General features: G+C 65.7%; 6 protein-coding genes, 1 tRNA gene and 2 pseudogenes. 6 read left to right on the top strand and 3 right to left on the bottom strand.

What is annotated here, in order from left to right:
- The first annotated feature begins 131 nt into the window (after positions 1-131).
- From V2J18_RS01925 to V2J18_RS01935, 3 genes are all read left to right on the top strand, one after another.
- On the top strand, positions 132-2,531 hold the full coding sequence (locus V2J18_RS01925; RefSeq protein ID WP_336130750.1) for a GH92 family glycosyl hydrolase: 2,400 nt from the start codon (positions 132-134) through the stop codon (positions 2,529-2,531).
- Positions 2,532-2,772: 241 nt separating this feature from the next.
- Positions 2,773-2,848: transfer RNA gene (locus V2J18_RS01930), tRNA-Ile, on the top strand.
- A gap of 794 nt (positions 2,849-3,642) precedes the next feature.
- The gene (locus V2J18_RS01935; protein ID WP_336130751.1) at positions 3,643-4,170 is read left to right on the top strand and encodes a hypothetical protein; all 528 of its coding nucleotides are present in this window, start codon (positions 3,643-3,645) and stop codon (positions 4,168-4,170) included.
- A gap of 1,391 nt (positions 4,171-5,561) precedes the next feature.
- Here V2J18_RS01935 and V2J18_RS23095 read toward each other — a convergent pair.
- Positions 5,562-6,146 carry a deaminase gene (locus V2J18_RS23095; protein ID WP_425605925.1) on the bottom strand — a complete coding sequence of 195 codons (585 nt, stop codon included), beginning with the start codon at positions 6,144-6,146 and terminating at the stop codon, positions 5,562-5,564.
- Positions 6,147-6,329: 183 nt separating this feature from the next.
- Positions 6,330-6,773, bottom strand: a complete 444-nt coding sequence (locus V2J18_RS01940) for a hypothetical protein (RefSeq protein WP_336130752.1) — start codon at positions 6,771-6,773, stop codon at positions 6,330-6,332.
- Between the two features lie 995 nt (positions 6,774-7,768).
- Here V2J18_RS01940 and V2J18_RS23100 point away from each other — a divergent pair.
- Positions 7,769-7,867: pseudogene (locus tag V2J18_RS23100) on the top strand (ESPR domain-containing protein); the annotation flags it as partial.
- Positions 7,868-7,903: 36 nt separating this feature from the next.
- Complete coding sequence (locus tag V2J18_RS01945) at positions 7,904-20,560, top strand: autotransporter-associated beta strand repeat-containing protein (RefSeq protein WP_336130753.1); 12,657 nt, start codon at positions 7,904-7,906, stop codon at positions 20,558-20,560.
- Positions 20,561-20,705: 145 nt separating this feature from the next.
- On the opposite strand, the gene V2J18_RS01950 is transcribed toward V2J18_RS01945, so the two are convergent.
- A complete protein-coding gene (locus tag V2J18_RS01950; protein WP_336130754.1) occupies positions 20,706-20,930 on the bottom strand; it encodes a spore coat protein U domain-containing protein in 225 nt (74 codons plus the stop codon).
- A gap of 156 nt (positions 20,931-21,086) precedes the next feature.
- On the opposite strand from V2J18_RS01950, the pseudogene V2J18_RS01955 reads away from it, so the two are divergent.
- A pseudogene (locus V2J18_RS01955) lies at positions 21,087-22,185 on the top strand (IS3 family transposase).
- Positions 22,186-22,464 lie beyond the last annotated feature (279 nt).

Genomic DNA, 22,464 nt, shown 5'->3' on the forward strand with positions numbered 1-22,464 from the left:
GCAATGCAGCATGAACGCGGCCGGGACGCATGCTAGCTTGCCTCGATTTAGAACGATCTAAAAGAGCTCCGGGCCCGTTTTGCCGACCCGGACGCGTTCCTGCCGCCCAGTTCCGATACGGAGTGCCCCGGATGACCCGGCCGATCCCGTCGCCGCCCGCCCCGCAGTCCCGATCCGCCGCGCGTCCCTGGCGCGCCGGGTTCGCCGCCGTGCTGGTCTGGGGCGCCTGCCTCGCCGGCCCGGCCCGGGCCGCCCCGGCCGGCGATGCCGGCGAGCGCGCCTACCGCGCGGTCGATCCCTTCATCGGTACCGGCGGCGAGGGCCACACCTATCCCGGCGCCACGGTTCCGTTCGGCATGATCCAGCTCAGCCCGGACACCGAAATCAAGCCCCGCAAGGAAGCCTACGGCTGGGCCGCCGGCTACCGCTACGGCGACCCAACCATCGTCGGCTTCTCCCACACCCATTTCTCGGGCACCGGTCACTCCGACCTCGGCGATGTGCTGCTGATGCCGATCGCCGGCGAGGTCAAGCTCGAACGCGGCCAGGCCCAGGCCCCGCGCAGCGGCTACCGCTCGGCCTTCCGCCACGACGACGAGCGCGCCGAGCCCGGCTACTACGCGGTCACCCTCGACGACTACAAGATCCGCGCCGAACTCACCGCCGGCGACCGCGTCGGCGTGCACCGCTACCGCTATCCGGCGGGGCAGGACGCCCACCTGCTGATCGACCTGCGCACCAGCCTGTACGACTACCCCGGCAAAGTGCTGTGGTCGCGGCTGCGCCTGCGCGCCGACGGCACCGTCACCGGCTTCCGCGAAACCCGCGGCTGGGCGCTGGGCCGGCAGCTGTATTTCGCCATGCGCTTCTCGCGCCCGCTCAGCGGCCACGCCTTCCACGACACCGAAGCCGACATCGTCTACAAGGGCTTCCCGCCGCCGGGCGAAAAAGACCCGCGCCGCCGCGCCCAGATCGAAGGCCGGCAGCTGGTCGCCAGCCTGGATTTCGCCGACGCCGCCGGGCAAGAACTGATCGTCAAAGTCGCGATCTCGCCGGTCAGCGAAGACAGCGCCATCGCCAACCTCGACGCCGAAATGCCCGGCTTCGATTTCGACCGCGTGCGCGCGCAGGCGCGCCAGCGCTGGAGCGAGGCCTTGTCGGCGGTCGAACTCGATGCGCCCGAACCGCAGCGCAAGAGCTTCTACACCGCGCTCTACCACAGCCTGCTCGGCCCGACGCTGTTCATGGACAGCGACGGCCGCTACCGCGGACCGGACAACGCCGTGCACCAAGCCCGGGGATGGACGAACTATTCGACGTTTTCCCTGTGGGACACCTATCGCGCGCTGCACCCGCTGCTGACCCTGGTCCAGCCCGAGCGCCGCAACGCCGACTTCGTCAACTCGTTGCTCGCCGCGCATCGCCACAGCCCTTACGGCGTGCTGCCGGTGTGGGCCTTCCACGGTCAGGAGACCTGGTGCATGGTCGGCTACCACGCCGTGCCGGTCATCGCCGATGCCTACATGAAGGGCATCCGCGGCTTCGATGCCGGGCAAGCGCTGCAGGCGATGGTGGCCAGCGCCGACTACGGCCCCTACGACGGCATCGCCCAGTATCAGCAGCTCGGCTACGTGCCGATCGACGAAGAAGGCGAAGCCGCGTCCAAGACCTTGGAGTACGCCTACGACGACTGGACCATCGCGCGCATGGCCGCTGCGATGGGGCGCGAAGACGTCGCCGCGCGCTTCGAGCAACGGGCCGGCAACTGGAAGCATGCTTTCGACGCGTCGACCGGCTTCATGCGCGCGCGCAAGCGCGACGGTGCCTTCCGCGAGCCCTTCGACCCCAGCGCCAGCGGCTACGGCACCGACTACACCGAAGGCAACGCCTGGCAATACTCGTGGTACGTGCCGCAGGACGTCGCCGGCCTCGCCGCCGCGCACGGCGGCGAGCAAAAGCTGATCGAACGCCTCGACCAAGTCTTCGACGCCAAGGTCGACCCGAAGATCTTCGCCCACATGGAAGACATCACCGGCCTGATCGGCTGGTACGCCCACGGCAACGAACCCAGTCACCACGTCGCCTACCTGTACGCCTATGCCGGCCAACCCTGGCGCAGCCAGGAGCGTTTACGCCAGATCATGGCCAGCCAATACGCCCCGCGCCCCGACGGCCTGGCCGGCAACGACGACCTCGGCCAGATGTCGGCCTGGTACGTATTCACCGCGCTGGGCTTCTATCCGGTCGCCCCGGGCAGCAACGAATACGTCATCGGCCGCCCCTTCTTGCCCAAGGCCACGCTCAACCTGCCCAACGGCAAGCGCTTCGCCATCGTCGCCGAAGGCCTGAGCGAAGCCCGCCCCTACATCGCCGGCGCGACCCTCAACGGCAAGCCGCTGGACCGCGCCTACCTGCGCCACGACGAAATCCTCGCCGGCGGCGAACTGCGCTTCGTCATGCAGGCCGAACCGAACAAACAATGGGCGACCGACCCGGCGCAGCGGCCGTATTCGATGAGCGCGAAGCGCTGAGCGGGCCGTCGCCGGGGAAACGTCGACGCAGACGGTGGCGCGCACGCTTGCCTGCGAGCCGCGTCACCCCGCGCTCGGCCGCGCTACCGCCGGAGCGCCGCTGCCCGGAACCTGTCGACGGCACACTTATCGCCGCGCGATCGCGGCCAGACGCATCGCGCGCATCCACCGCGAAGCCCCGGATGCCGCCCGCCGCCGGCTTACGCCCCACTCGCCCAGCCATTAGAATGCCCGCTCGCACGGGCCTATAGCTCAACGGTTAGAGCAGGGGACTCATAATCCCTTGGTTCCAGGTTCGAATCCTGGTGGGCCCACCACCCCCCAATCGCCCTCATTGACCCTCATTCGCCCCCAACGACCCTCATTAGCCCTCACGACGTGGGGCCGCTGCGAGTGGTGTTGGTCAGCGTAAGCCACCAACTCAATAGCCCTCATTAGCCCCCAGCGGCCCCATGGCCAGGGGTCTGGCACGACCAGTGTCTGCTTCCGACCCAAAGCAGACATCCGCCTGAGTGCGCGCTCCACACCTGCTGGGTCCGGTTGTACATCGGCTTGTTAGCCGGGCCTAGTCGACCTAAGATCGAGTCGTATTAAGGGGATAGCTCATCAGACGGTGCGCTGTGGATAAGTCGTATAACCGGACCCAGGGATCCGGCTATTAGGTAGTTAGGCCGCATACGGACTTTTCTCTCATGTTTTGGCAAGAACTCATCTTGCGCACAGTCGTCGCTTGTCTTGCCCTTACATGTTCTCTCTTCGGTTACACGCAGGTTCTCCTGTGGATTGGGCAGAAATTCAACAGGCGCGGGAAAGTCTTCCTCGGTACGCTCGCCTACCTCATCGTTGCCATTCTTCTTGGCGGCTCCCTTGTCTTCCTAGTCACGGCAACTAACGAGCCCGCTCAACGACAGGCTGTGCCATACATCCTCGCAGTTTTGGCGGGTTGGACTCTTGCCATGGCACCCGGGTTCCTATATCTCTGCTCACAAATGCCGCTACTTCGTCGGTATGGCATGTTTCTTTCCCGGTCGCGCTCGTAATGCTGCGGCCTAACGGTTCATTCAAGCCGAACCCGCTTCGCGGGCCGGCTTAACTCAGAGGTTAGCGCCCTATGAACCCAGACGACTACCTCCGCAGAGCAGACGGCTACATCGATGAGCTAAGAGGAATTCTGTCCCGGTTTGTAAAAGGGCGTGATTCTCTCCTGGCGGCAGATGACGACGAGCCTCGAATTCAACAGATCACGCTAGAACTACGTGATCTCTTTCACGACGCGATGGGACAGAATGACTACAGCAAGATGGTCATTGACGCCTACAACCATGGCGTAGCCAACCTCTACGACTCGCCATCCTACTCATCGGTCGAAAGAATTATTAGCATCGCCTCTGCTGCGAGGAATCGAGTGGAGAACAACCCAGAGCTACTAGGCAATGCCCAGCCTGGCGCCGCAACGCCCGTGCCTGCACCGCTAGCGGTTCCTGACAAAGTCACTCTGAGGTGGCTCTTCAACCATGTTCCATACTCATTCTGGTTTTGGCTTGGCAGCTTAATGTTGGGAGCTTTTGCTCTTGGCGCAGCTGCTGTTTACAAGCTACAGCTCGTACAGCAGTGGCTCGGCGTCAGCTGCACCCACTAAGGCGCTAACAATTCATTCAAGCCGACGTCTCTTCGCGGCGCGGCTTAATTCAGGCGTTATGCCCCATTCTTCCGATCGCCTCAAACTGTTGATTCAATCAAACGCCGAGGAGGTCGCGCGGCTGCACTCGCGCGTGCATGAGGCATTCGCGCAGCGGGATCGCAGCTCTGACAAGCGCCAAGAGTGGGAGCGTGCCTGCGAGACCTTCCACTCCAGATACAACGAGCCGGCCTTTCCGGGTGGCTTTGACGGAGCGCTAGATCGCATCGCGGCTGGCGACCCTGAGTCTATGGAGGCCGCCATCTGCTTCCTTGAACTTCGCCCATACTTTTTCCGCTCTTGAGTCCTTACTCCGCAAGGCCAAGCGTGCGCCGCTCTCCCAGGAGCAGGCCGCGAGGTCGCAGCACGTCCTTCACGCCTTGGCTGCATTTCGCGCGAGGAAGGCCGCCGCAAATCGGGCATAACAATTCATTCAATGGGAAGCCGCTTCGCGGCCCCCTTAATTCAGGTGTTGGGCGATGTCCGCTTCTGGCCGAAAGCGGACGCTAACCCCCAATAGCCCTCATTGACCCCCAATTGCCCCCGTTCGCCCGTCAAGAGGGTTTGAACCCAGTTCCCGTGGCTCCACCACTCCTTTCGGGCGTGCGTTTATCTCCCCCGCCGAGGGGCGAGAACAGCCCCTTATTTTCGAGGGTTTCCGTAAAAGCCGTGGTTTCGGAGAACCGGCAAAAAGCGGCGTTTGGCGAAGGTTTCGCCACTTCTCCCTCTCTCTTCTCCCTGCCTGTGGTCTCGGAACTAAAGGCCCATTTTTCAGAGTCTTGTAGATCAATGGGTTGGCTCTGGACTTTTTTGTGAGTTTTCCGGCCGTCAACAGGTCAACCAGAACACTCAACGTGAAAACCACGGCGCAAATTTGGTCGCAATAAGTGGGCGTTGGCCATTGGTCGGAGGTTTGCATCCCGCTGAGCGCGCCAAACTCCCAGCCTCAACCTTTTCTGCGCCTCGTCGCAACGAAGAAAAAGGTCTCATTTCCTAGGTTTTTGGCGTTTTCCATTGGACGATGAGTTATCCACAGAGAGCTTATTTGGCGTTTTTCTTCGCCTCTCTCCGGACCGTTTTCTCCAATGCCTTTGGTCGGCCGACCATTGCTCGCCGTTGAAAATCAGACGCTTACGAAGGGGGCGATCTTTGGAGCCCAAGGCGACATCGAGCCGCTTGATCCGACTAATGAGCCGACTCGGGATATATGGAAGTTTGCTAGGCAAGCTCTGATATCAGTCCTATCTCAGCTCGAGCTTGCCGTTTCGGACATCACCGCTAGTAGCGCTTATTGATGGGCAAGTCGTGGCTGCGATGTACGAGAAGACCAGTACGGACTGAGTTGCAAACAGCTATGCTGCCCCGCCACCTGGGTTGTTCGCAGCAGCGATAGCTGCCTTTCTCTTCAAGAGACGCTCGACGACGTTGCCTTCGAGTTCACGATAGTTGTCTAGAAGCTCGGGAACCTTTTGTTCCGCTGTCGCGGGAATAAAAGGTGTGGCCCTGCCGCTAGAGTCCTTACGTGAATCGAAGTGAGAGAACAGGCTAGCGAATCGGTTTGGCGATACACCTTCAAAGTGTAGAAATGCAACCCGTTTTTCTCGGCCGTCTGCTTGATCTGGAGGTGACTCCGCATTGTGATCTATCGCATCACTATGAAGTTCGTCCGCAAGGCTCTTGCCGTACGGCTCTATGAAGTAAACCGCGCAAATTCCTGCTGCAACGATATGCCTGGTGCAGTTATGGCATGGATACGTTGTGGTAAATAGGATGCAATCCTGTATGCCGTTCCCGCCATTGCGGGCGGCGGATATGAGAGCGTCCATCTCCGCGTGTACTGCTCGTGAGAATTCGATCAGATCGCGTAAGTATGTGCTGGAGCGGATGGAGTCAGCGAGTGAGTCGGCGAGGTCGCGATTGACACCCTTTGTCCGCATAAGCGCAGCTATCTCGTCGCATAGCTCGACTACGAGTGGGACAGTTCCTCCCCGCGCGCGACGAGGCGCGCAAAGCGTTCAAGACCCAGGTCGACAGCGACTAGGCAGCATCTGATGGGCGGTTTAACGCCAGTTTTGAGGATATGTACCCCATCAAACCGCTTTTTCGGGTCCAAGGCTAATTCACTGATTCGAAAGGGTGCGCGAGATGGGGCGTAGGACTAAAAAACCAACGCCCTGAGAGAGAATGGTGGGGTTGATCTGCCCCGTTTCGGTCGAAACCGCGTTGTTCTTGGTCCAACGCCAAAGCGCGAAAACCGCCAAAAGAACGCGTTTTCGACGGCGGCTGCTCTCCGAATAGAGAGGTTCGAACAGGGGATTTTGGCGCATTTGAAGAGATGCGAATCCGAGACCAAGGGGGCGTGTTGCGGATGGCCGCTTCCTCAGCGCGGTTCGGTGCCCCGGGCGCCTTAGAGAACTCTCGCGGAGGACTTCGGGCGGTTGCGACACGAGTTCTGGCGAGGCAAATCGGCTTGGGTCTTCGTCTTCGACCAACGCCGACAGAATGGTGGGCCGAACGAAGGTGCTCGGTGAGGTTGAGTGAGTGAACGATAGATAGATCTTCATCAAGATCTTTCTGGTCATATGCGTACCTGCATGCGCCCGGATAGCTGCAAGCAAGCCCTGCGGTGCCTACTGGAAGTGGTGATTGCGGGCAATCGACCGTCCATCTTGGTTGCGTTGACAATGACACCCTACACACCATATGGACTAGGTTCGCTGGCGCTCAGCCCCCTCCCCGACAGCGAGAGCCCGCTCCATTGCACCAAAAGCGACACTTCGATTGCCTGGTCGTCACCCGGGATGTGAGAGGTGAGCTCAAAGGCATCGCGTTGTCGAAGCCACAGTCCTTGCGGCAGTCGCTGCGGATGGCATACACCCACTTGGAACGTCATTGCCTACCGAGGGCATCGGCCGAATTGCGCGCGCGTTCGATTTCGTGCGCCTGCTAGAACAGGAGTAACTGACAGGGTCATGAGTCATCCTTCAAGACTTCGTCGCAACCCTGCACGAGCACCTAGCATCTAGGAGATTTCTTAGTTGTGCTGGATTGCACAACTGAGGTAGTTTTTGTGACATCAGGCACGACAGCTTCGTGACATGTGCGCCATCACTTGGCGGGGTGCAATCGGGGAGGGCACGGTTCCAATATATCTCTTTGCCCGAGCATCGGACGACGTCAAAGGCAGTTGGTCCGAATAAGGTCGAATCGCGGAGATATCCGCGTCGGCAGCAACTATTCCGAGTGGGTCTGCGACAGGCGGCATTGAGCCCTGTTGGGCATGTATTTGCCTGAATTCTCCTCGGTGAACTCGGTGATCGACTGACTTGGCTCGTCGCGCAGGCGCCGCGGCTGAGTTCTGTTTACTTGATGAAACACCACGTTTGTGGAACAGGCTGCCTTCACTTAGTGCCGGGACGAAGCCGGAAGCCGATGAGCAACCACTGCAGCGTATGAGCGCACGAGGCGTTAGTCGCCTCCGATCCATCCCGCACCGACTCAATTGGTACCTGAGCCAGGTGGCCGACTTGTCGATCTGCCGAATCAAAGAGGATAGGTTATGAACCACGTATTCCGCATCATTTGGTCCCGCGCGCAGAATGCATGGGTCGTCGTGTCCGAGCTCGCGTCCGGCCGAGCGAAGAGCGGCCGCGAAAGGCGCACCACGAAACGCGAGTTGATGTTCGGCTGCGACTTGTTCGCAGACTTTTCGCCGGGCTCGTCGTGGCCGTTAACCCTGAGCGTGATCGTGGCGTTGGCGACGTTGTCGCCGCAGGCCTGGGCGGCGGATCGGTACTGGGACCAGAACCGCACCGCACTCGGGTTCGGCGGCACCGGCACCTGGGACACCACCGGCACTTTTTGGAGCCCCAACAACGACGGCGTGAGCGGTCCCTACAGCGCGTGGAACAACGCAGCCTTGGACGACGCTTTCTTCGGCGGCACCGCCGGCACCGTCACTCTGGGCGGGCCGATCGCCGTCCACAACATGACGTTCCAGACCAGCGGCTACACGGTCACCGGCAACACCCTGACCCTGGGCGGGGTCGATCCGACCATCTCGGTGACCGGGACGACCACCATCGCCTCCCAAATCAACGGCATCGGGCGGGTGAACAAGACCGGCACGGGCACGTTGACCCTGACCGGCAACAACAGCTTCGGCGGCGGTTTGACCGTCAACGGGGGTACGGCCGTCCTGTCCGGCAACAACAGTTTCGCCAGCGCGCCCATCGTGACCGCCGGCGCGCTCAATCTGCAAGGCACCAACACCTTCACCGGCACCATCAACGTCACCGGCTCGCTTACCGCCAGCGGCGCCGCCAGTCTCGGCGCGGCGACCAACAACATCAACATCACCGGGGCGCTGAACGTCGGCGCGACCGGGGGCACTCTGGCCGGCCGCACGGTGACGCTCACCGCAGGCACCACGAACATTACCGGCGCGGGCGTCGGCAGCGCTTTCTATACCGGCACCGGCAGTCTGTTCGTCGGAGATGCCAATACATTGAACAACGACGCCAACAACTACACCGGCACGACCGGAGCCAATCGCGGCTTGTCGTTCACGTCCGTGCGCAACTTGGGAGAGGCGAGTGCCCTGGGCGCGCCCACCACGGTCGCCAACGGCACCATCTCCCTGTCGAATCCGCTCAATTCGAGCGCCACCCACTCCTATATCGGCGACGGCGATACGTCGAATCGCAACTGGCTCATCAACTCCATCGACAACCGCTCGGCGGGGCTCGCCAACGCCGGCACCGGCACGCTGACCCTGACCGGCAATATCCAGTCAGCAGGCGGTACGGGGGGGCTCGCCGCGCAAACGGCCGATCTGGAGCTGCTGGGCGTCATCTCCGGCGGCCGAGTCGCACTCGCGGCGAACGCCGGACGGACCATCACCCTCGGTACCGCCAACACGAACACCGGTGTCAACATCACCGGCGCGGGGACCGTCAGGGCCAGCATGATCGGCAATACCGGCGTCGCCAGTTCGCTGGGCACTGGTACCACGAGCATCGGCGGTAACGGCACGTTGAGCTATACCGGCGCCGCCGCCAGCAGCGACCGTACCTGGACCATCAGCCAAGGCACCCTCGCCAACAACGGTAGCGGCGCCTTGACGCTGACGGGCCCGACGACCATTGGCGGTACCGCAACGCTGGGCGGTGCCTACACCGGCTCCGCCAATGTCTTGGCCGGGGTGGTGTCCGGTGGCGGTAACCTGCGCAGCGCCGGTGCCGGCACGTGGGTGCTCACCGGCGCCAATACCTACACCGGCAGCACCATCGTCGACAGCGGCGTGCTGCGCGCGGGCTCGGCCGGGGCCTTCGGCGCCTCGAGCAGCTTCGTCGTCAACGGCGGCACGCTCGACATGAACGGGTTCGACAAGACGCTGCCCAACATCACCGGTAGCGGCGGGACGGTGGCATTGGGCAGCGCCATCCTGACCCTGCAGGGCGCGAGCGGAGGCACCGGCACCTACGCCGGCAGCATCACCGGCAGCGGCGGCCTGACCAAGCTGGGCGCCAGCACCCAAACCCTGACCGGCGCCAGCACCTACACCGGCGACACCACCATCGCCGGCGGCACGCTCAACCTGGACTTCAGCCCCGCCGGCGGCCCGAGCAGCGCCATCATCGGCAGCGATTCCACCCTCAACCTGGGCGGCGGCCGGCTCAACATCATCGGCGCCAACGGCGAAAGCAACACCCAGACCTTCGACGGCCTGAACATCACCGGCAGCAACAACACCATCGACGCCAAGTCCGGCACTGGCGGCAGCCTCACCGTCAACCTGGGCGCCATCACCCGCACCGGTGGGCTGATCAACTTCAACCTGCCCACCAGCGGCAACATCACCACCACCAATACCGTCCTGGGCGGCTGGGCCACGGTCAACGGCACCGACTATGCCAAGGTGGTCGGCGGCAATATCGCCGCCTTCGTCGACGCCGACTACACCGACAAGGACAACGCCGCCAATTGGCTGGCCAACGAATACATCACCGACGTGAACGGATTCTTCGGCGCGGTGAGCGGCAGCGTCCAGCTAGCCGGCCTGCGCTACACCGCGCCGACCTCGACCACCGTGACGGTGAACCCCGGCGAGACCCTGGGCGTGGACGGCACCATCATCGTGGCGCCCACGGTGGTGAATACCAATCAGCTGATCACCGGCGGGATGATGACCGGCCCGGTCGGCGGCGCATTGGGCGTGCAGCAGAACAGCACCGGCAACTACACCATCGCCTCGCAGATCGTCGACAACGGCGGCAGCATCGGCTTCATCAAGGCCGGCACCGGCCTGGTCACCCTGGCCGGCACCAACAACACTTACACCGGCGCCACCCAGGTGGTGCAGGGCACGCTGGCCGTCGCCGACATCGGCAACGGCGGCGCAGCCAGCGGCATCGGCGCCTCGTCGGCCGATCCGGCCAACCTGCGCTTGGAAGGCGCCACCTTGCGCTACACGGGCCCAGGCGATGCCAGCGATCGAGGTTTTACCTTCACCAGATCCGGCGCCATCATCGGCTCGAGCGTCGAAGTCACCAATGCCGGCGCCAATCTGATCTTCGGCGGGCTGGTCACCAGCCCCGACGCCGCCAACTTCACCAAGAGCGGCGCCGGCACTCTGACCCTGTCCAACGACAGCAACGACTTCACCGGCATCACCACCGTCAGCGGCGGCCTGCTGTCGGTCGATACCCTGGCTAACGGCGGCGCGGCCAGCGGCATCGGCGCTGCCGGCGGTGCATCCGCCAACCTCGTACTCGCCGGCGGCGGCCTGCAGTACACCGGCGGCACGGTCGGCACCAACCGCGGTTTCACTGTGGGCGCCGGCAACGGCACCGTCGATGTCAGCAACGCCGCGACCACCCTGACCGTCAGCGGCGCGGCGGTCGGCGCCGGCCGGCTGGCCAAGAACGGAGACGGCACCCTGGTGCTGTCCGGCACCAACACCTACGCCGGCGGCAACACGGTCAACCGCGGCATCCTGCGCGCCGGCTCGACCCAGGCGTTCGGCGCCGCCAACGGGCCGATGACCCTGGCCAACACCGCCGGCGTGCTGCTCGACCTGGAGGGGTTCAACAACGGCATCGGCCCGCTGAGCGGCGGCGGCGCCAACGGCGGCCATATCACCCTCGACGCCGGCACCCTGACCATCAACGGCGACGGCGGCAACTACTCCGGCGCCATCAGCGGCACCGGCGGCATCGTCCGCGCCGGCGGCGGCACCCAGACCTTCAACGGTTGCAACCACACCTATACCGGTCCGACTACGCTTTCGGGCGCCAATCTGAGTACCAATTGCCTGGCCAACGGCGGCGTGGCTAGCGGCATCGGCGCCTCCAGCGCGGCTCCGGCCAACCTGGTGCTGGGCGGCTCGCTGATCTACACCGGCGGTACCGTCGCCACCGATCGCGGTTTTCAGACCGCGAACGGCGGCATCAACGTCAGCGATGCCGCCACCACGCTCACCTTCAGCGGCCCCGCCATCGGCGTTGGCAACTTCACCAAGGACGGCCCGGGCACGCTGGTCCTGAGCGGCGCCAATACCTACACCGGCTCTACCCAGGTCAACGGCGGCGTATTGCGCGCGGGGTCGACCAATGCCTTCGGCCCTTCGGGCCATATGACTTTGGCCAATGCCGCCGGCGCGTTGCTGGACCTGAACAATTTCAATGCCGTGGTGACTTCGCTGATCGGCGGCGGCGCCGCTGGCGGCAATATCACCCTGGGCACCGCGACCTTGACGATCAACGGCGTCGATACCCGTTCCTACGCCGGAGCGATCAGCGGCACCGGCAGCCTGGTCAAAAACGGCGGCAACAACCAGGCGCTGACCGGTTGCAACAGCAGCTATACCGGCCCCACCGTGATCAATGCCGGCACGCTGCAGGTCACATGCCTGCCGAACGGCGGCGTCAACAGCTCGATCGGCGCCTCGACCTCGGCGCCTGGCAATCTAACCCTCAACGGCACGCTGCGCTATGTCGGCACGGGCGATGTGACCGATCGCCAGTTCACCCTGGGCTCCAGCGGCGGCACACTCGATGCGTCGGGTACCGGCGTCATCGAGTTCGCCAGCACGGCACCGGTGACCCTGGCCGGCGCGAATACGGCCCGCACCCTGACTTTGACCGGGACCAACACCGGCGATAACACCTTTTCCGGACAGCTGACCAATAACGGTGCCGGCGCTAGCTCGTTGACCAAGACCGGCACTGGCACCTGGGTTCTGGCCAACGACAGCAGCACTTACACCGGCGCCACCACGCTCAACGGCGGCGTGCTGATCGTCGACCGTCTCGCCGACGGCGGCCAGGCCAGCAGCGTCGGCGCCTCCTCCAGTGCGGCAGGCAACCTGGTGATGGGCAATAGTTCGACGCTGCGCTATGTCGGCGATGGCGACACCTCCAACCGCTTGTTCACTTTGAACGCGGGCGTCAGCTTCATCGAGTCCTCCGGCACCGGAGCACTGGAATTCACCAATACCGGTGCAGTCACTCTTTCCGGCACGAACGTCGCTCGCACCTTCGCCTTGGGCGGCACCAACACCGGCAACAACACCTTCGCTGGCGCGATCGGCAACAACGGCACCGGCGCCACCACCCTGGCCAAGAACGACAGCGGCACCTGGATTCTGACCGGAAACAACACCTATTCCGGCAACACGGTCATCAACGACGGCAACCTGGTGATCGGCAACGGCGGCACCACCGGCAACGCCGGCGTCGGCAACGTGATCGTGGATTCGCCGACGTCGACCCTGTCGCTCAATCGCAGCGACACGTTCACCTTCAGCGGCACCCTGAGCGGTCCGGGCACGCTGGCCCAGATCGGTAGCGGCACCAGCGTGCTGAGTTCCCCCAACAACAACATCGGCGCCACCGCCCTCGCCGCCGGCACGTTGCAGGTGAACGGAGGCCTGGCGACGCCGACGGTGAGCATGACCGGGACCTCGTCGCTGCAGGTGAACGGCATCGTGCAGGCCGAGGACGGTACTCAGACCGCGCTCAGCGGCGATGCCGGTGCCCAGGCCGTCGCCGTCGGCAACGGCGGCACGTTGCGCGCCGCGGGCGACCTCGGCGGCGGCAACGACACGGTCGCCCTCACCGGCATTCTGGATACCGGTGCGGGCACGTTGCAGCTCGGCGACGGCGACGACACGCTGGTGCTCAACGACGGTGCGCAAATGCTCGGCGGCGGCGTGGGCACGTCCGGCGACGGCACCGATACGCTGGTGGTCAACACCGCGCTGGGCTACACCCTGGACGGCGGCAGCATCGACACCTTCGAAATCCTGACCAAGCAGAACACCGGCGCGCTGACCCTGACCGGCGACCACGTCTTCGCCGTCGCCACTCAGCTCGAAGGCGGCACGCTCGACGTGGACGGCCGACTGGAGACGTCGGCCCTGTCGATGGCCGATGGTACCGTGCTCGACGTCGACGGCATCGTCGAAGCGGCCGGCGGCACGCCGACGGCCCTTACCGGCAGCGCCGGCGTCAATACGATCGATGTCGGCCCCGCCGGCACGCTGCGTGCGAACGGCGACCTCGGCGACGGCAACGATGCGGTGACCCTGGCGGGACTGCTCGGCACCGGCGCCGGCACCTTGGGCCTGGGCGCCGGCGACGATGTGCTGACCTTGCGGGACGGGGCCGTCATCGAGAGCGGTGCCGGCGGCGTGGACGCCGGTGCGGGCGGTAGCGACCGGCTGATCCTGGACAACGCCTCGGCGATGGCCTTCGACGGCAGCCAGACGGCCGGCTTCGAGACCTTGACCAAGCAGAACACCGGTACCGCCAGCATGACCGGCAGCCAGAGCTTCAGCGGCGGCGTCGCGATCGATGCGGGCACGCTGGACATCGACGGCACGCTGCAGACGCCGACCATCGCCTTGGCCGACGACACTGCGTTGAATGTGGACGGCACGGTCGGCGGCAGCGTCGGCCCCGCCGCCGCGATCGGCGGCAGCGTCGGCGCGAATACCGTCAGCGTGGGCGCGGGCGGCACGCTGCGGGCGAACGGCGATCTGGGCGCCGGCAACGACGTCTTGGACGTCGCCGGCACTCTCGACACCGCCGGCGGCGTGTTCGCGCTGGGCGACGGCGACGACACCCTGACCATCCACGAGAACACCAATATCATCGGCACGGTCTCGGCCGGCGCCGGCAACGACACCTTCGACACCCATATCGATACGGTCGCCGACCTGGGGGCCGTGCAGGGCTTCGAGACGCTGAGCAAGACCGGCACCGGCGTGCTCAACATCAACGGGCCGATGAGCTCGGACTTCACTACGGTGAGCGTGTCCGAAGGCACCCTGAACATCGCGCCGGGCGGCAGCGTAGTGCCCGCGCTCGGCAATACCCTGGACACCACCGTGGCCAGTGGAGCGACCCTGCAGGTCGACGGCAGCTACGGTTGCGGCAGCGGCAACGACTCGATGACCGTGGCCGGCACCGTGGCCGGCACCGGCACCATCGACCTGTGCGGCGGCGACGATCGTCTGACCCTGCAGGATGGCGCGGTGCTGAACAACGCCATCGACGGCGGCCTGGGCGGCAACGACAGCCTGGTGCTCGACAATGCCGGCCAACTCGATTTCGATGCCGGCAACACCGACGGTTTCGAACTCTTGCGCAAGACCAACACCGGCACCGCGACGCTGAGCGGCAGCCAGAGTTTCACCGGCGGCACCACGATCGACGGCGGCACGCTGGACGTGGATGGCACGCTGGAGACGCCGACCGTCGCCCTGGCCGACGGCGCCACGCTCAACGTGGACGGCGCCGTGCAGGCCGGTGTCGGCAGTGCGGCCGCGCTGAGCGGCGATGCCGGCATCAACACCGTCCGGGTCGGCGCAGGCGGCACGCTGCTGGCGAACGGCGACCTGGGCGCGGGCAACGACGTGCTCGACGTGCTCGGCACCCTCGACACCGGCGGCGGCGTGTTCGCACTGGGCGACGGCGACGACAACTTCGTGGTGCACGACGGCACCGTGGTGATCGGCACCATCGACGGCGGCGCCGGCGTCGATACCCGCACCTACGACATCGACACCAGCGCCGACCTCGGCGCGCTGCAGAACTTCGAGGGCGTGACCAAGAGCGGCACCGGCGTGCTCAATATCACCGGCCCCGGCGCGACCGATCTGCAGGACGTGCAAGTGCTCGAAGGCCGCCTGGACGTGCATGCGGGCGCCAGCATCGTCGCCTCGGCAGGCAGTTCGCTGAATGCCGTGGTGGCCGCCGGCGCCACCTTGAACGTGGACGGCGCCTTCGGCTGCGGCAGCCAGGCGGACACCCTGACCGTGTCCGGCACGGTCAGCGGCAGCGGCAGCGTCAATCTGTGCGGCGGCGACGACACCCTGACGCTGGGCGACGGCGCCGACATCGCCGGGCTGCTCAATCCGATCGACGGCGACGCCGGCGACGACCGGGTGGTGCTCGACAACGCCGGCCTGCTGACGCTGGACAGCGGCGACATCGCCAATTTCGAAGCGTTGCAGAAGGACAACGGCGGCGAGGCGGTGCTCACGGGCGCACACGGCTTCGGTAGCGGCACCGCCTTGAACGGCGGCACCCTGACCGTCGCCGGCAGCCTGGACACGCCGACCCTGACGATGGGCGACGGCACCACGCTGAATGTCGACGGCAGCCTGCAGGCGGCGGGCGGCGCGGCGGCGGCGATCAGCGGCAGCGCCGGCAGCAACACCGTCAACGTCGCCGCCGGCGCGAGCCTCTCGGCGAACGGCGACCTGGGCGACGGCGACGACGTGCTGGACGTCGCCGGCAGCCTCGACACCGGCGCCGGCATCTTCGACCTGGGCGCCGGCGACGACACGCTGGGCATCCACGACGGCACCGCCATCGCCGGTATCGTCGCGGGCGGCGCCGGCACGGATCTGCTGAACGCCGACATCGCGACCAGTGCCGACCTCGGTGCGGTGCAGGGCTTCGAAACGCTGAGCAAGACCGGCCTCGGTGCGCTCAACATCAACGGCCCGGCGAGCTCGGATTTCGTTACCGTCGACGTGCTCGCCGGCCGCCTGAACGTCGCCGCCACCGGCAGCGTCGTGGCCCAGGACACCACGGTCGCCGGCGGCGCGGTGCTGAACGTCGACGGCAGCTACGCCGGCACCGGCGGCAGCGACAGCTTCACCGTGGCCGGCACGGTGACCGGCGTCGGCACCGTCGACCTGCTCGACGGCGACGACACCTTCACGATCCAGGACGGCGCCGACCTGTCCGGACTGAACAACGCCATCGACGGCGGCAACGGCACCGATACCTTCGTCGCCGATCTGGCCGGCAACGCGACCTTGGGCGGGGCGGTCAACTTCGAGACCCTGACCAAGACCAACACCGGCACCCTGCACGTCGACGGTCCGGCCGCATCGGCGTTCAGCACGGTCCATGTCGATGGCGGCACGCTCGATATCGGCGCCGGCGGCAGCATCAACGGCATCAACACCGCGACCGTGGCCAATGGCGCCAGCCTGATCGTCGACGGCGCGTTCGGTTTCACCGCCGGCGCGGACAGCTTCACCGTGGCCGGCACGGTCAGCGGCTCGAGCGCGATCGACCTGCTCGACGGCGACGACCACCTGATCCTGCAGGACGGCGCCGACATGGACGGCCTGGCCGCGCCGATCGACGGCGGTGCCGGTATCGATACCCTGACCGCGGACTATGCCGGCACCGCGACGCTCGGCGGCGCCACCAATTTCGAGACCCTGACCAAGACCAACATCGGCACCTTGCACATCGACGGCCCGGCCGCGTCGGACTTCACGACCGTCAACGTCGCCGGCGGCACGCTCGACATCGGCGCCGCCGGCAGCGTCAGCGGCGTGGTCGCCACGACCGTCGCCAGCGGCGCCACATTGAACGTCGACGGCAACTTCGCCGGATCGACCGGCAACGACAGCATGACGGTGTCCGGCGCCGTTGCCGGCACGGGTGCGATCGCATTCGGCGACGGCGACGACACGGTGACCCTCAACGACGGCGCCGACCTGAGCGGCTTGGCCGGCCTGCTCGACGGCGGCGCGCACAGCGCCGGCGATACCGTCGTGCTCAACAACGCCGGGGCGTTGAGTTTCGGCGCCGGCAGCGTGGTCAATTTCGAGTTCCTGACCAAGAACAACACCGGCACCGCCACCCTCACCGGGACCCAGAACTTCAGCGGCGGCACCGCCGTCAACGGCGGCGAACTGGCGATCGCCGGCGGCTTGAGCACGCCGGTCGTGACGATGGGCGACGACACCGCACTGACCGTCGACGGCAGTCTGGACGGCGGCGCGGGCCTCGTCGCCGCGATCGCCGGCAGCGCCGGCGCCAACACCGTGACCGTCAACGGCACGGCCTTGGCCGAAGGCGATCTGGGCGCAGGCGAAGACGTACTCGACGTCGTCGGCACCCTCGACACCCGTGGCGGCGTCTTCGCCCTGGGCGACGGCGACGACAGCTTCGTGGTCCACGACGGCACGACCGTGATCGGCACGATCGACGGCGGCGCCGGCCTGGACACGCGCGTCTACGACATCGACCTGAGCGCCAACCTGGGCTCGCTGGCGAGTTTCGAGGGCGTCACCAAGACCGGTACCGGCGTGCTCAACGTCACCGGTCCGGGCGCGACCGACTTGCAGGAGGTCAGCGTGCTCGGCGGGACCCTGAACATCGGTCCGGCCGGCAGCGTGATCGCGACCGCGGGCAGCGCGCTGGCCACCGTGGTCGGCGCCGGCGCGACCTTGAACGTCGACGGCAGCTTCGGTTGCGGCGCCGCCAACGACCGCATGACCGTGGCCGGCACCGTCTCGGGCAGCGGCAGCATTGACCTGTGCGGCGGCGAAGACGTGCTGACCCTGCAAGACGGCGCAGCCATCGAAGCGGTGATCAGCGGCGGCGGCCACGGCAGCGGCGACACGGTGGTGCTCGACAACGCCAACGCCTTGACCTTCGACGCCGCCCGCACGATCAACTTCGAGTATCTGCAGAAGGACAACGCCGGCGAAGCGACGCTGGTGGGCAGCCAAAGCTTCAGCGGCGGCACCACGCTCAACGGCGGCGTGCTGAGCGTGGCCGGCAGCCTGCAGACGCCGACGCTGGCGATGGCCGATGCCACCACGCTGGCGATCGACGGCAGCGTGCGCGGTCTGGCGTCGGCTCCGGCCGTGCTGACCGGCAGCGCGGGCGTCAATACGGTCGACGTGGCCGTAGGGGCGAGCCTGCTCGCCTCCGGCGACCTCGGCGACGGTGCCGATGTGTTCGATCTGGCCGGCACGCTCGACACCGGCGGCGGCAGTTTCGCGCTCGGCGCCGGCGACGACCGCTTCATCGTCCACGAAACCACCGCGGCGATCGGCACGGTCGACGGCGGCCAGGGCCGCGATACGCTCGAGGCCAACATCGGCGCCGGGTTCAACGTGCCGCTGGGCAGCATGCTGGGCTTCGAATCGCTGGCCAAATCCGGCGCGGGCGCGTTGCAGATCAACGGTGCGTCCGAGTTCATCGATGTCGACGTGATCGGCGGCCTGCTCGAGGTCACCGCCGGCGGCAGTGTGGCGGCGCAGAACACCACCGTCGCGGCCGGCTCGACCCTGAAGGCGAGCGGCCTTTACAGCGGCACCGCCGGCAACGACCGCTTCGACTCGGCCGGCACGGTGATCGGCCGCTTCGACTTCGGCGCCGGCAACGACACCGCCGATTTCCGCGGCGGCGACCTGAGCGGCCTGAGCCGCTTCGACGGCGGCGCCGGCGGCGAGGACCGGGTGAATTTCCACGACATGGTCCTGGACCAGGCCGACGTGGGCGCGCTGTCCAACTGGGAGCGGGTGGATCTGCTCACCGGCACGCAGCTGACCCTGACCGGACCGCTGAACCTGGGCAGCGGCCTGCTGTCGATCGACGGCACGTCCGAGCTGATCGGCATGAGCGGCGCCGGCCTGACCGGCAACCTGGCCAATTCGGGTCTGATCACGGTCGGCAACGCGCGCTTCGGCGTCAGCGGCAACTACACCGGCGGCGGCCGGCTGGCGTTGACCGTGTCGCCGGGCGGCCAGAGCTCGGGCGGCCTGGATATCGGCGGCGATGTGGTCGGCAGCACCGCGGTGGCTTTCGCCAGCGACGGCAGCGAGACGCCGCAACAGCCGGCCTCGATCCGGGTGATCGCGGCCCCGAACGACAACGCCGCGACCGAGGGCCATTTCATCGCCGCGGACGCGACCGACGGCGTGGTGCGGTTGAACGGCAGCGTGTTCCCATGGACCTTCGATCGCCAGGGCGACGGCTGGTATCTCAACACCGAGGCCAGCGACATCCTGCCGGAGATCGGCGGTTACGCGGTGTTGCCCGGGATCGGCGCCAGCCTGATCCAGGAAAGCAACCGCCTGCTGTTCGAACGCATGGCCGGCATCCGCGGCGACACGCCGCGTTGCGGCTCGCACGAAGACGACATGGAGCGCGCCTACTGGCAGCTGGAGGGCGAATGCCAGGGCTTCTGGATGGCCGTCACCGGCAGCGAGCTGAAGATGGGCGCCGACCCGGGCTTCGCCTTCAGCGGCGACACGCTCGGGCTGTACGCCGGCGTCGACACCCTGCTGCAGGACCGCGAAACGCGTCACCTGCGCGGCGGCGTGTTCGTGGCGTTCCAGCGCGGCAACTACTGGGCCAGCGGCGCCAACTCGACCGATCTGCAAGGCATCGGCGAGGCCCATGTGCGCGTGGATACGCCGATGGTCGGCATGTACGGCAGCGTCAGCTGGAAGCGCGGCACCTACCTCGACCTGACCTTGGTCGGCCAGCGGCCCGAGGCCAGCATCGCGGTGGCCGACGGTTTCAAGGAAAAGATCGATGGCAACAGCCTGACCGCAAGCGCGCAGCTGGGACATCGCTTCCATCTCGACAACGGCTGGACCGTCGAGCCGCAGTTCAACCTGAGCGCCAGCGCGATGCAGTGGCAGGACAAGCTCGATGCCGGCGGCAAGCGGCTGGTGATGGACGACGATTTGCTGGGCACCGCGCGGCTGGCCGTGCGCGTCGACAAGCTGTTCGAAACCGCGGCGGGCGCGAGGGTGCGGCCGTGGGCGACGCTGGGCGTGCAGGACACGCTGGGCGAGAAGGACGATGCCCTGGTCGTGCTGCCGCCCGGCGCCAACGCGCAGCGGCAGGCGTTCCCGAATCACGAACTGGGGCTGATGGCGACCCTCGATGTCGGCGTGGAGGCCGAACTGAACCCGTCCGTCAGCCTGTTCGGCGTGCTTTCGTACGGCCAGAGCCTGGACGGGAGCGAGGTCGAGCAGCGTCAGGCCAACCTGGGGCTGAGGGTCCGCTGGTGACCGCCGAGGCGGCCGGCTCGGCATGAGCCGGCCGCCGGGCCCGGCCGCTCCGCTGCGTTACGGCGCGGCTGAAACGCCGCCTTGGTTGCGGATGCGACTCTCCGGCGCCCGCGTGCGACGGTCGTGTCCGCGTCCGCGGGCCGTGTCAGTACGTCATCAACACCGTGATCGTGTCGCTGTAGCTGCCGACCGTGGCGGTCTGCGGCGCGACCCGGCCGTACACGGTCAGCGACTGGCCGGTGCCATCAGCCATACAGGCTGTGGACGACACTCCGAGCCATCTGCGCAATCTAGTAACCGGCCGTTCGTAATCCACGATCTGCCGAGTCGCTTCGACATTGAACTCATCAGCGGACTGCTGTGCGCTCATAAGCAGCTCCACTTAAGCCTAGGCTCGGATTACGAGATGCCTACGAAACCCCAGAGTAGTCAACACAATAAGTTGGCGAAAAGGCGAGGGGCCACCTGAAGCGTCCTCGTTAATTCGATCCAATTGGAAGTAGAGTTCCCCACCAAGGAGCTCTGCATGAAAAAGTCGAAGTTCAGCGAAGAACAGATCGTCCGAATCCTGAAAGAAGTCGAGGCCGGTGCGAAGGTCGGAGAGACCTGCCGCAAGCACGGGATCAGCGAGCCGACGTACTACGTCTGGAAATCGAAGTACGCCGGCCTGGAGGTGTCGCAGCTTCGGCACCTGAAGGACGTCGAAGCCGAATTGGCCCGGTTGAAGCGCATGTACGCCGACCTGGCCTTGGAGCACCACGCGCTCAAGGACGTCATGTCGCGAAAGCTCTAAGCCAGGCTCGGCGGCTGGAGCTGAGCTTGGCGATGCAAACCGATCACGGGCTGAGTGCCCGACGTGCCGATCGAACGCTGCGTCTGTCTCGTTCGGCGCGGCATTACCGCCCGCGCGTTCGCGACGATGGGCCGTTGATCGCGGCTATCGAACTGCATCTGAAGGACAACCCGGGCCACGGCTTCGGGTTGCTGTTCGACGGTGCGCTGCGACCGCAGGGCTGGGGCAAGACGCGAGCCTGGCGCGTGTACACCGCGTTGAAGCTCAACTTGCCGCGGCGCGGCAAGCGGCGCCTGCCCGAGCGGATCAGGGAGCCGCTGGAGGTCCCATCCGCCCCAACCACACCTGGTCCGCCGACTTCATGTCCGATGCGCTGTGGTCTGGCCGGCGATTTCGCACCTTCAACGTCAACGACGACTTCAACCGGGAATCGATGTCGATCGACATCGACAGCAGCCTGCCATCGGCCCGTATCGTTCGCGCCCAGGACGAACTCGTCGAGGTGCGCGGCACACCCAAGCGGTTACGTTTGGACAATGGCCCGGAGTTCATCAGCGAGGCATTGAAGCAATGGGCCAAGCGTCATAGCGTCGATCTGGTCCACATCCAGCCCGGCAAGCCGACCCAGAACGCCTACATCGAGCGGTTCAATCGTACGTTCCGCACCGAAGTGCTGGACCGGTTCGTGTTCACCACGCTCGATGAGGTCAGGCGCATGGTCGAGGACTGGCGCCACCGTTACAACCATCATCGCCCGCACCGTTCGCTGGGCGGGCTTTCGCCACATCACTACGCGGTGGCAAACTCGTCACCTACCTCTACTTTCAAATGACTCGAAAGAACGAGGACGCTTCACTCCGAAATCGAACGCGCCCGCTCGCAAGCACCATCTCCACATGAAGGGATAGCGACCCGAGGAGGGGGGATTTGACCACCCTCGCACTCACATAAATATCCCTTGTTCACTCTCATACATTCCGCGAACCGCGTCTTGGCCATGGACGTTGGGTCGACGACCAAGACGAAACTCGTAAAGAAATGCACGCCTTCGGACCGAGTCCGAAGGGAGGGCGGGGCTGCGGGGGCGGCCGAATGCCGCCCCCGTCATCTT

Origin of the sequence: Lysobacter firmicutimachus (genome assembly GCF_037027445.1) — a bacterium.
Lineage (GTDB): Bacteria > Pseudomonadota > Gammaproteobacteria > Xanthomonadales > Xanthomonadaceae > Lysobacter > Lysobacter firmicutimachus.